Below are 13,010 nucleotides of genomic sequence, written 5' to 3'. Positions count from 1 at the left end.
TGAAGTAATGAATAATTGATATACATATTAGATTGATTAGACCGAGTTATTAATAATACTTTTTTTCTATTCAAAAATTAAATGTGATAAATAAGTAGGAGAATAAGGATGATTGTCATTATCTGCTAGTACACAAACTATATGATATTGATAATCATTATCAATTGTCAATTCAAAGTTTAAAAATAGGACTTTATACATGTCATAAATATTTTCGACAAACGTCAATAAAAAATATATTAGAAAATTATCGAAATGAGAATCATTATCATTGACAATGATTCTCAGTATTGCTAATATTTAAACCGCAAATGACTGATATATGGTTATTTATGTATTGAGTGATGTACATGTCATCAGGTTGATTAGGAAAGTTAGGGAGTAAGACCGAAGAGGTAAAAGGAGGAAGATATCTAGTTTCAAGAAAAATTTTCTGAAAATACCCAAAATTTTGTGACTTAAGATCTATTTACACGAAAAGAGGAGTTTAAAGATGGGGAAAAAGTTATTCAAAGGATTAACAGCAGCTACAGTGGCGTTCACATTTGCTATGCCGCTTGGGACAGTTTCAGCTAAAACAGTGCAAAAGACCCAAGTTGAGGTGCCTGCTATCGGCACTGCCAACAATGGCCAATTGATAGAATCAGAGGGGAATACAGCAACGAATGTATCTTATGGTGGGAAAGCTAGTGAAGAACAAATAATCGTGAAATATAAAGATGAAAAAAGTTCTGCCAAATCCGTGGAGAAAGTTGAACAATTGGGTGGAGAAGTGGTAGAGACTACGGATGAAATGGCTCTTTATAAAGTGTCAGAAGAAAATGTTGAAACTTCGATCGAAAAGCTAGAAGAAATGGATAATGTGGAATTTGTTGAAAAAAACACTATTTATTCAATTGAGGGTACAGTTAATGATACATACTTTGACAGTCAGTGGAACTTAGAAGCAATCAATGCTCCAAAAGCTTGGGAAGCAGTAGAGAACACAGATAGAGATGACGTAGTAGTGGCTGTCTTGGATACAGGTGTCCAAAGCTCTCATGAAGACTTGGAAGGCCGTGTGTCGGAAGAAGCTGCCACTTTCGTTGATGGATATGAAGAAACATTCGCAGGGGACGATAATGGCCATGGAACCTTTGTTTCCGGAATTGTTGCAGCAAAGGCCAATAATGAGAAGGGGATTGCTGGGGCAGCAGGCAACAACAATGTTAAAATATTACCGGTTAAAGTCATGAGCAAATCAGGTATAGGTGATGCTTATAATATTGCGAGAGGGATTCAGTATGCAATAGAGAAAAAAGTAGACGTCATCAACTTAAGTTTTAGTGGAGAATATAGCGAATCGGTTGATAAAGCTATACAGCAAGCACATGAAGCGGGAATTGTTGTGGTTGCTGCTTCAGGAAACGGAGGCGGAAATGCAGATGCTTCGTATCCTGCAGCATTGCCGAATGTTATCTCAGTTGGTGCCATTGCCGCCAAAGACCAAGTGTATGCGGGTTCTAACTATGGTAGTACACTGGATCTTGTGGCTCCTGGTGTAAGTGTTTTGAGTACTTCGACTTCAGGGGATTTAGGCAATGAAAATGGCTATTACAAAACAGGTACCGGCACATCTTATGCAGCACCGCATGTAGCAGCGGTAGCAGCACTATATAAATTGAAAAATCCAGAAGCGAATGTAACGGCAGTAGAAGAAGCATTAACAACGACAGCTGTTGATATGAATACGGATGGGTTTGATGAAAAAACTGGCTATGGAAAAGTCGATGCATTAGCTGCTTTATCTGATGATGTAACGATCTCTCCCTTATCCTTTACTTTGCCAAAAGCGAATGCAACTGTTATTGGTAAAACAGCTATTCAAGCAGAATTAAATAATGTAACAGAGGTTGTAACTACAAGGTTTTATATCGATACAACGGATGAAACCAACTTAATTGGCATAGGCGAGAGTAAAGCCTCCACTACTGTTTCTGTAGAATGGGATACAACGCAGGTTTCCGATGGTGAACATAAAATCATTGCTATTACGTACGATACGAATGGAAATAAGATTACTCAAGCTGAGCGTTCTGTAAAGGTTCTTAACGAAGCGCAATCTGGCTATATGTTCAGTGTGAAAACACCGAATGATACTGCTGCGAAAGGTGCGGCCGTTCAGTTGTACGAAAAAGAGAAAGCAAAGGATGGCGAGTATTCTTATTCATCACTTTGGTCCGGCGCAACAGACTCTGAGGGAGTTGTTCGTGTACCAAGTCATGTCGGTACAGATTTAAAAAAACTGACAGTTGTCGTTCAAGGAAAATTTGATTCCGAAGAAGGCAATGTATGGTTCATGTATTCACGTGAAGTAAACAGCAGCGGCACAGTGGAGTTGGCTAGTGAAAACACGCAAGCGGTATCATTGAAAACTCTTGGTGCAAATGGTGAAAATGTTGAAGAGGCACAATACTTCATTAAGATGAAAGATGAAGATGGATTGGATATTATAGCCAATACAGCGATTAATGAAGAAGATGCAACAAAGTCCCCGGTTGTGTATTTGGATAAAGGAGCATACAGTCTTTACTCTTATTATAAACAAGAAGGAGACACATACTTTTTGACAAACTCTGATGCTTCCATCACAAGTAAAACATCGTCATTGGTCTTTGATAGTCGTGAATCTGGGGAAATCGCTATCGATAATTCAGACGGAAAGCTTGTTAACGCAGTGCTTTACCTGGATAACAAAGATGTGTCTGAAATTTTTGGTACATCTGAAGTATTAACAGGCCAAAGATTTTTCGTAACAGCTGATGAATACGATTATATTATCGATGCGGAAGTCAAGGATCCTAATGGCGGTGATAATTGGATTTATGTTCTTGCGAATGATGACCAAACCGCTGTTGTTAAAAAAGGCAAAAAAACATCGATTAAAGCTGGTGGATCGCTTGAAATCAGTGAATTCCTTCCAGATCAAGAGTCATTAAAACGTTATTATGTCCAACGCGGATTGACATATATTGAGCGTACAAGCCCGTATACGGCTTATAAATTGGATGGTGCGATTTATACAAAGCAAGTATTCTCTGATGAATACGGAAACATGTTAGTTGGGATGTACCGTGGTTCGGTAGATCCGACAAACGCATTGTATAAGAAGAATGTTGAAACTGGTGAAACGGTCGTTATGGATGAGGAAAATACCGTAGCTGCGATAAACTTTGGTGACATATATCCTGAATATCAGGTGAAGAGGGTTTCAGATGGCAAGATCATGCTGAATAGCAATGCGAAAAACCCTACGAATCCAGCTAACCGTAATTATTATTTCTATTCATTCTGGGTACCAACCAGCTCAACAGTTACAAACGGAAAGTATGAGCTATCATTAGCATTGGATTCAAGCCCGCTTGCACAGGGTGGTTTGAAAAAGGCGATGACCATCGATTTGCAAGATTCTGGTGTCAATGTAACATTAAAAGATGCTCAAAATCAAAATAAAGCAACGTATGTGACAATCAATCGAGTGGAAAAAGACGAACATGGCGAATATCAATGGGTACAGTCATTTGGACGAAATTCAGATTCTACAACGAAGGTATTATCTGTTCCTTCAAATCTTGAATTGAGTGAAGAGGAAAATGGAAACGTAGCAATCATCCGGTACACAACATCGACTGGTGAGTTTGCGTATTTGTTCCGTCAATTTACTGATCTTGAGGAACTTTCTGATCCGATAACCATCCCTGACAATATGCAAAAAGTCTCCATCTCTGCAATGGAGGGCAGTGAAAAACTGGATAATGTTTCTTCGAAGCTTTGGATGATCAAAAAGCCTGTTGAAGTCAATGGCGTAACCGTATATCCGACAGCAAATAACTTGCAAAGTTACAAAAAAGAAGCGGTTTACTTAGAGCCAGGTTCATTTGTCATCGAAGGCAGCTATGTTACCCTGCCAAATGCGGATGGTGAAAAATCAAACTATTATTTCTTAGAAAACGATGTAGAAATCAAAGCTGACGATGAAAATCAAGTTATCTTCAATACGGAAGAATTAGCGGAAATTAAAATCGATGCAAATACTGAAGACTTCAAAGATGTTCGTGGAGCTATATTGTATCCATACAATCAATATAGCTCGGCATTTACAAAAACATTGCGAGTTGGCCATAAATTCTATGTGCCAGCTGATATGGAAATGGACTTGCAGGTACAGCTTGGTTATGGAGATCCAGAATCAACTGATTATATCTGGAATTACTTCTTATATAAAGGTACACAAACATTCAGCGCTGATGAAAAGGTAAACTGGAAGGTAGGCGGCCAATTCAAGGCTTCCATTGCTTTAAAGGATAACAAACTGAAGCAAGGTGAACCTTTATCTGCCGATACATCCATTCAAGATGAATATGGAAATACCATTAGTTCGGTAATTGTGAATAAGACGTCTGATTATAGCATCGCGGAAAATCAGGAGATTGTGTATGAACGTTTGGCGAATGGGCAAATCGTCGAAAAAGTGGGGACAACAGACAGTGGGAAATACCAGATAACTCATAGTGGTGTAACTGAAGCCAGTTCGGAAAGTGTAAAACCATTACTGCGTATATATAATAAAAAAGGTGAAATAGTAGTGGAACAATCCAATCTGGATTTCTATCAATCTGTTGAAGACTTACCATTATCATTGAATGCAGGCAGATATCGAGCCGAATTAGCGATGGCAGCAAGCCCCATGGGACCAATAACATCAAGTGAGAAGGAGGGATTATTTAAGGTTACAAAGAAAAAATATCCTCCAACCACTAAACCAAACGGGAACTGGTCAAGTGAAGATTTAACAGCCACTATGACTAAGAAGAAAAATGGTTTCTCGTTTACTTTTACAGAAGAGCAGTTGAATACAATCAAGGCATCGGATGTGGGAAAGGTAACATTAGTCACAAATACCGGTGTAAAGATTCAGGTTGATACAAGTGAGTTTAAAGAAAAATATGCAAATACTTTAACAATGAGTCTTTCATTGAAAAAAAACCGACTGATCTTTGGAGCTTCTACAAATGGTAAGAGCATTCACTTCTCGAACTATGTATTCATTAGTCTGCCTAAAGAAGAGCTTTCCGCTCCTCTTGAGAAAATAGTCATTTTACGTGAAGGACGAAAAGGAATTGAAGTGGTTCCTCACATTGTGACCGATGAAGGCATCGTGCTAAAAGTAAAACAGGGTGGACAATTCAAAATAAGCACAAACAAAAAACCTTTTCATAATAAACGTTCATAAAGAGTATATTGAAGGAAGCGATTGATCTTAGGTCAGTTTTAACATTTTTGTTTGAAATAAAAGGCTGAATTTCATGTAAAGAGAAGTTTCTTTAAAAAAGAGATGGAGAGTATAGGTTTGATATAATAAAAAAGACTGACGTTATGGCAGATGAAAAATCTCGTGCCTTGCGTCAGTCTTTTTTATAAGTTCATTATTTTATTTCCATCATTGCAACAAGTTTCTTGGATAGTGCTAAAAGAATTAGACCGAAGAAAATTGCTACACCGCCGATAAGGGCGAATACTTCAAAATATCCAAGTGATTGTGTTACAGCAGCTAATTGTCCAGCAATAATGTTAGCGACACCAGAAGAAGCTAACCATACACCCATTAGCAAGGATGCTAATTTAACTGGAGCAATTCTACTTACAAGGGAAAGTCCTACTGGAGATAAGAACAATTCACCCATTGTATGAAGGAAGTATGTTACCACGATGAACATGATACTTGCTTTTTGTTGAATGCTTGCAGCATCATTACCTGTTTTGAAAATTGCAAATAACAATACGATATAACCTAAACCTAGCGTAATCATACCCATTGCCATTTTAGTTGGAACTGGGATGTCACCACGTTTGGAACTTGCAAGTTTAACCCATAATGCAGATACAATTGGTGCCAAGAGTACGATGAATAATGGGTTAAGTGATTGGAACCAGGATACTGGCACTGTCCAACCGAATACTTCACGATCTACAAAGTCTTTTGTATATAGAGTTAACGAACTTCCAGCTTGTTCAAAACCAGCCCAGAAGAAAACAACAAAGCAAGTAATGATAATGATTACCCATGTACGTTGTTTCTCACTGCGTGTTAATGGAGCATTGGATTTTTCTTTAGATTCTTTTGTTGCAGAAACTGCTGGGCGTTTACCAGCATCACCTAAATATTTGTTAGCCAATAAGTTAAATAGTAATTGACCAATGATCATACCAATTGCTGAAATTAAGAAACCATATTTGTAGCCATAGGTCATAACACCGTCAATTGTCTTAGTAAATAAGTCTTCCGAAACAAAACCGATGACTAATGGAGCAAAGAAAGCACCAACATTTATACCCATATAGAAAATTGTATAACCTGCGTCACGGCGAGATTCATTGCCTTCATATAATTGGCCAAGTAATGTGGAAATATTTGGTTTGAAGAAACCATTACCAGCGATTAATAGAGCTAAGCCAATGTATAAGAATGTTTGGCTTTGATGGGCGAACAACGCGATATTACCTAAAGCCATCAAGACCCCACCAATCGTGATGGACAGACGGTGACCTAAATAGCGGTCTGCTAACCATCCACCGACAAGCGGCGTGAAGTAAACAGCACCAGTGTAGAATCCATAGATACTGAGAGCTGTTTTATTATCAATCCCTAATCCGCCACTGACTAATTCAGTAGTTAAATAGAGGATTAAAATGGCACGCATGCCGTAATAACTAAATCTTTCCCACATTTCTGTTAGGAATAAAAGATATAATCCAGGAGGATGCTTTTTCTTGCCAAGCTCCTGAGCTTGAGTGTTAACTGACATCTTTATTTCCTCTCCTTATTTCATTTCGCATAAACATTATTTTAAAAAAATTTTAACTAAATAACAATAGTTTTTTAACGCTTTAGCGAAGTAAAAAGATTCATAAATATTCAATAATTATTAATTTTTAAATAATGTTTTTACACATAGTAAGCTGAAGATATGAATATGAGAATAACTTTTTTGTATATAAATACATTGGTTTGTAAATCTATATTAACATAAATAACTATACTAAAAAAGTGTTTAATCGGATTCGGGAAAATAAAACTATTGGAAATAAATTTACAAATAAAGTATTATTAGGGAAATGGATGTGTGATATAAATAATTTGGTGTAATAGGATTACGTTTTCCTATAAAAGGGGAAATATCTAGATAAAATATAATATGGTATTTCAAAGGGGATTGGTGGAGTGTTTAAAACAGAAAACAAATTACATATTTCATCTGAAATAGGCCAACTTAAAAAAGTACTATTACATAGGCCCGGTAAAGAAATTGAGCATGTAATTCCTTCAAATATGGAGAGATTGCTATTTGATGATATTCCCTTCCTTCCCAGGATGCAATTGGAGCATGATCAATTTGCAACTGAGCTGGAAAAACGAAATGTTGAGGTCATCTATTTGGAAAGTTTGGTTAAAGAGTCATTTACTTCTCCAGAAATCAAGTTGCAGTTAATAGATACTTTTTTACGCGAAAGTAAACATCATCTTGTTGGAAGCTATGAAATGGTTAAAGAATACCTTGAATCCTTAACAGATACAGAGTTAGTCAGAAAATTAATGGAGGGTGTATTAAAAAAAGAACTGGATGATCGTAAAAAAGTTCATCTGGATGATTTTCTATCAACCTATTATCCTTTTTATATTGATCCCCTTCCAAATCTGTACTTTACAAGAGACCCTGCAGCAATCATAGGGGATGGAATGACCATTCATAAAATGTCTACAGCGGCCAGGAAAAGGGAATCTCTATTTTGGGAATTTATTATGAAACATCATCCTGATTATCAAAGTCAGGATTATAAACACTGGTCCGATCGTTCCGAGCCTTTTGCAATTGAAGGAGGGGACATTCTAGTATTAAGTGATGAGGTTGTGGCCATTGGTGTAAGTGAGCGCACATCAGCACGGGCAATTGAAAGGATGGCCTTTAATCTGCTTAGTAATTCTATGACCTATAAAAAAGTACTGGCTGTTGAGATTCCAAAAAAGCGTGCATTTATGCATTTAGATACAGTGTTTACTATGGTTGATTATGATAAGTTCACTATTCATCCGGAAATTGAAGGGACAAATGGGCAGATGAATATCTTCATTTTGGAGCTGGTAAATGAGTCTGGTATCCAAATATCAAGAAGATATAATTTAGTAGATACCTTGAAGGAAGTATTGAACTTATCGGAACTGGCCTTAATTCCATGTGGTGGGGGAGATGATATCGTTTCACCGAGAGAACAATGGAATGATGGATCCAATACACTGGCAATAGCGCCGGGAGTTGTAATTACGTATGATCGCAATCAAGTAACAAATAAGCTACTTCAAGATTTTGGAGTGGAAGTTATCGAAATCCCAAGTTCAGAGCTGTCACGTGGCAGGGGAGGTCCTCGTTGTATGAGTATGCCCCTTATACGAACCTAACAAAAAAACAGATGTAACGGTTAAAACCGTTACATCTGTTTTTTATTATCCAGTTTCTTAGTTGAGGCTTTCTTCGGCTGTCAGATTCATAGCATCTTTAATCGCCTTATAAGTGTATCCAAGATCTGTGGCTACCGCTTCATAGGTAACATAACCGTTAAGCGTGTTAACCCCCTTAGCTAAGCCAGCATTATCCGTAATAGCTTGGATTGCTCCTTTATTTGCAATCTCAAGGGCATATGGAATAGTTACATTTGTTAAAGCTATCGTAGAGGTTCTTGGTACTGCACCTGGTATATTGGCTACGGCATAATGAATCACGCCATGTTTTGTATATGTTGGACAATCATGTGTGGTAATATGGTCGACTGTTTCAAAAATGCCACCTTGATCGATTGCCACGTCTATAATCACTGAACCAGGAGTCATAGCTTGTACCATTGAATCTGTCACAAGCTTTGGCGCCTTAGCACCTGGTATAAGAACAGCACCAATTACCAAATCAGATTCAGCAACAGCATCAGCAATATTAAATGGATTAGAGATAATGGTAGTCACTTGGTTGCCGAAAATATCATCAAGCTCCCTTAAACGATCAGGGCTTAAATCGATAATGGTAACTTCTGCTCCTAAGCCGATGGCAATTTTGGCAGCATTCGTACCAACTACACCACCGCCAATAATGGTTACTTTTCCTCTTTTAACCCCTGGAACACCGCCTAATAAGATTCCTTTGCCGCCCTCTGGCTTTTCTAAATATTGCGCACCGAGCTGAACAGCCATCCTGCCGGCTACCTCACTCATTGGAGTTAATAAAGGCAACGATTTTCCAGATGAAACTGTTTCATAAGCGATGGAAAAAACCTCAGAATCAACTAATGCTTTTGTTAATTCTGGACAAGCAGCTAAGTGAAGGTAAGTGAATAAAATCAAACCAGGACGAAAATAAGTGTATTCCTCAGGTAGTGGTTCTTTAACTTTCATAATCATGTCTGCTTTTGTCCAAACCTCTGCTGCAGTTGCGTATATAATAGCGCCTGCAGATTCATAATCTGAATCTGTAAAGCCACTGCCCATTCCAGCTGAGGATTCAATCATGACTTTATGTCCGGCAGATACCAAAGTCAAAACGCCTGCTGGAGTTATGGCAACACGATTTTCGTTGTTTTTAATTTCTTTTGGGATTCCTATCAGCATGTTTTATCCTCCAGTCTTATCTAATGTACAATTATTATAATCCGTATTTTATCTGAATAGTATGTTAAAAACAGAAAATTTAAAAATAACGTTTTGTGATAATTCACAAAACGTTCAAATAATTTTTGGTTATGAACTTATATATATGATTAATATTTAGCTAATTTCATTTCAATTAAGAGATGAGAGGTTATTTTATGATCCTTTAAATCATATTGGCTGATCTCTGTTATTCTTTTTAAACGGTAAGAAAGAGTATTAGGGTGTATATGCAGAGTGTTGGCAGTAAAAGCAGGATTAGAATTATTTGTTAAATAGATTTCTAACGTTTCATATAGCTGTGTTTGATGTTGTTCATCATATTTTTTTAGGATATTCAGACCGGTAGGGAGTTGTTTTTGTTGGCTGCTTCGTTTTTCACTGATTATATGGAGGTATTGATAAAGACCAAGTTCATCGTACCATTGAACATTAGTTAATTCAGCTGTATATCTTTTTTTTAAACTAATAACCTCAAGAGCTTCTAAATAGCTCTTACTGGTATCAATATAGTCAGAATATACATTTCCGCAGCCTTCCGAACAAATGGTAACGTTAAAACGTTCCTTCATATCAGCCTTAAAGGATCGAATAAAGAATGATATCAAATCCTTAGATTGATTCTTACTGGTATTCAGTAAAAGAATAAGTTTATTTTGATCTATCGTATGAAAGATAATAGATACTTTTTGTGTTGTACTAATTAAATAGACGATTTGTTTATCCAAGTCAATATCAATAGAGGATGTGAACTCAAATACAAGAATCGTATAATGTTTCGATAATGTAAATGGGAATTTAACCGAATCTGCGAGTATTTCCTTTTCAGTAGGATAATGTCCGGTTAAAAGTTTCCAAAAGAATTCCTGATAGTTGTCTTCCTGACTTTTTAAGCGCGACTGAAGAAGTAAGAGCTGATTTTTTGCTTCCTTTGCTGCAAATGCCAGTATGGATAGTTTTTCATCCGTGATGGCAGTATCCGATTCAAGAGCCCAAATAAACCCCAGAATCTCATCGTTTTTTCGTATTGAAACAGCAATTCTTTTACCAAGTCCCACATCATCAAGGGGGTCAACAATAATAGGCTTATCATTTTGAAGTAGGAAGGGAATTATTCCTTTTTTCCACAGAGCATTAATTACTTTTTCAGGTACACGTCTGCCCATAATGGTTAGAATACGGGCTTGATCGGTAACATTGGTATGAGCACTATATGCCAGCAATCGATGATTGGCATCCTCGATGGTGATTGGATAGTTGATTAAAGAACTGATTCGATCAGCAAATTCATGCAGGCTACCATATAATCCTTTAAAAAAATCCTTGGAATAGTACTGATTCTCCATTGAAAGACTCCTTACCGAAAATGGTTGTTGCTTCCATTATACAAGAAATATCCATATGATATGATGATTCAATACAAAACAAAAAAGAGATTAGAGGGGATTACGAACGTAATACTCTCCAATCTCTTTCTATATTAATAAATTTTTATTTAAAAAAAGAAATTTAAACTAAGATAAATCAAACCAGCTAATGCTGCCGAAATAGGCATCGTAATAACCCAGGTTATGACCATTTTCTTGGCTGTACTCCATTTAACACCTTTTACACGGTGGGAAGCACCTACACCCATAATAGATGATGAAATAACATGAGTGGTACTTACAGGAAGATGAATAAAGGTAGCTCCAAAGATAATAGCTGCAGAGGTTATGTCAGCTGCTACACCGTTAACAGGACGAATCTTCATAATGTTTCCGCCGACTGTTTTAATAATCCTCCAACCGCCTACAGATGTTCCAAGCCCCATTGCGGCAGCACAGGATATCTGTACCCATAAAGGAATGTCAGTAGATGATGTAAAGCCATTTGCGATTAAAGCAAGGGTGATAATCCCCATTGCCTTTTGGGCATCATTTGTTCCGTGAGAATATGCCTGCAAAGCAGCAGTACCAATTTGAATGAAACGGAAATTCTTATTGGTCTTTGTTAAATTGTTATTTTTAAAAATTACTTTAAAGATACTGTAAACAATATAACCAGCAACAAAGGCAATAACTGGTGAGAATAATAAAGCAAAGATAATTTTTAGGAATCCGTCGAAGTGAATCGCACCAAATCCTGCTGCTGCAATTGCAGCCCCTGCAATAGAACCGATAATGGCATGTGATGAACTACTCGGAATACCGTAATACCAAGTGATTAAATTCCAGGCAATCGCTGAGATTAAAGCTGCCATAATAACAATTGAACCATTTTCCAGTGTAAACGGGTCAACAATATCCTTTGTGATTGTTTTTGCCACACCAGTAAAAGTCATGGCTCCGACAAAGTTCATAATGGCTGCCATTAAAATGGCATGTCTAGGTTTTAATGCTTTTGTTGACACAGCTGTTGCGATTGCATTGGCTGTGTCATGAAACCCATTGATGAAATCAAAGGATAAGGCCAATATTACAATCAATACTGTAATTAAAAGTAATGTATCCATAATTGTTTAAGAACCTTTCATCAAGCGTTTTTCATAACGATTGTTTCTAATGTATTCGCCACAGACTGACAATAATCCGCAATTTCTTCAAGGTTCTCGTAGATTTCTTTATACTGAATAATACGGATTGGGTCTTTTTCCACAAGGAAAAGATGTTTAACAGATTGACGATGCAGAGTATCACAATCAGATTCATGTTCTTTTATTTTAATTGCAATAGGACGAATGTCATTTAATTTTTTAGTCATTAGTAATTCTACAGCGCGGTCAATTTCATGAGCGGCATTGCGAATTTCATCGACAAATTTCAACATATATTCATTTGCATTGACAATAGAGTACATTTCAAAGAGCGCAGAACAATGCTCAAGACCATCGAGAACATCATCCATTGTCATGGCAAGCATCAATATATCTTCACGCTCAATCGGTGTGATAAAAGCATTATTAAGCTCTTTGATCACTTCATGTACATAATCATCTCCAGTTGTTTCATATTGCTTCATTGTGTCGGAGAAGATTTTTAAATCGCTGATATTTTTTAATTTATAATCTGCGAAGTAATCAGAGCTTTCTTTTAAATTCGACGAAATATTTAAAAGCATAACCGCAAATTTATCTTTCTTTGATTTGAATACCATAGTGACCTCCACTTTCGGAAAATAATAATAATAATTAAGATTAACAATGCAAAATTAATTCTAAACCTTTTATTTAGACATGAAAAGAAAAAACCTTTCTTTAGAGGTAATATTTACATAAAAGCGTATACAACTTATTTAATAT

Annotated in this window: 7 protein-coding genes; 2 read left to right on the top strand and 5 right to left on the bottom strand. The window is 36.7% G+C overall.

From position 1 onward, the window contains the following. Positions 1-493: 493 nt before the first annotated feature. On the top strand, positions 494-5,272 hold the full coding sequence (locus AC4D4A_RS16885) for a S8 family peptidase (RefSeq protein WP_490996944.1): 4,779 nt from the start codon (positions 494-496) through the stop codon (positions 5,270-5,272). 193 nt (positions 5,273-5,465) lie between these two features. Here AC4D4A_RS16885 and AC4D4A_RS16880 read toward each other — a convergent pair whose 3' ends face one another. Next, positions 5,466-6,845: a peptide MFS transporter gene (locus AC4D4A_RS16880; RefSeq protein ID WP_077247996.1), complete on the bottom strand. Its 1,380-nt coding sequence runs from the start codon at positions 6,843-6,845 to the stop codon at positions 5,466-5,468. A gap of 416 nt (positions 6,846-7,261) precedes the next feature. Here AC4D4A_RS16880 and arcA point away from each other — a divergent pair, with 416 nt between their 5' ends. Then, on the top strand, positions 7,262-8,494 hold the full coding sequence (gene arcA / locus AC4D4A_RS16875; protein WP_490996943.1) for an arginine deiminase: 1,233 nt from the start codon (positions 7,262-7,264) through the stop codon (positions 8,492-8,494). A 57-nt stretch (positions 8,495-8,551) separates the two neighbouring features. On the opposite strand, the gene ald is transcribed toward arcA, so the two are convergent. From ald to AC4D4A_RS16855, 4 genes are all read right to left on the bottom strand, one after another. Further along, positions 8,552-9,691: an alanine dehydrogenase gene (gene ald / locus AC4D4A_RS16870; RefSeq protein WP_490996942.1), complete on the bottom strand. Its 1,140-nt coding sequence runs from the start codon at positions 9,689-9,691 to the stop codon at positions 8,552-8,554. A 149-nt stretch (positions 9,692-9,840) separates the two neighbouring features. Further along, positions 9,841-11,076 carry a PucR family transcriptional regulator gene (locus AC4D4A_RS16865; protein WP_490996941.1) on the bottom strand — a complete coding sequence of 412 codons (1,236 nt, stop codon included), beginning with the start codon at positions 11,074-11,076 and terminating at the stop codon, positions 9,841-9,843. Between the two features lie 149 nt (positions 11,077-11,225). Next, complete coding sequence (locus AC4D4A_RS16860) at positions 11,226-12,224, bottom strand: inorganic phosphate transporter (protein ID WP_490996940.1); 999 nt, start codon at positions 12,222-12,224, stop codon at positions 11,226-11,228. 20 nt (positions 12,225-12,244) lie between these two features. After that, positions 12,245-12,865, bottom strand: a complete 621-nt coding sequence (locus AC4D4A_RS16855; protein WP_066102736.1) for a DUF47 domain-containing protein — start codon at positions 12,863-12,865, stop codon at positions 12,245-12,247. Positions 12,866-13,010: the final 145 nt, after the last annotated feature.

The organism is Pradoshia sp. Z5_111 (assembly GCF_058267535.1).
The sequence above is the reverse complement of the archived record's forward strand: the minus strand, read 5'-3'. Positions and strand labels throughout refer to the sequence as shown.

Coding starts and splice junctions, on each gene's coding strand:
- AC4D4A_RS16885 (WP_490996944.1), top strand. CDS start 494: ATGGGGAAAAAGTTATTCAAAGGATTAACAGCAGCTACAGTGGCGTTC.
- AC4D4A_RS16880 (WP_077247996.1), bottom strand. CDS start 6,845: ATGTCAGTTAACACTCAAGCTCAGGAGCTTGGCAAGAAAAAGCATCCT.
- ald (WP_490996942.1), bottom strand. CDS start 9,691: ATGCTGATAGGAATCCCAAAAGAAATTAAAAACAACGAAAATCGTGTT.
- AC4D4A_RS16865 (WP_490996941.1), bottom strand. CDS start 11,076: ATGGAGAATCAGTACTATTCCAAGGATTTTTTTAAAGGATTATATGGT.
- AC4D4A_RS16860 (WP_490996940.1), bottom strand. CDS start 12,224: ATGGATACATTACTTTTAATTACAGTATTGATTGTAATATTGGCCTTA.
- AC4D4A_RS16855 (WP_066102736.1), bottom strand. CDS start 12,865: ATGGTATTCAAATCAAAGAAAGATAAATTTGCGGTTATGCTTTTAAAT.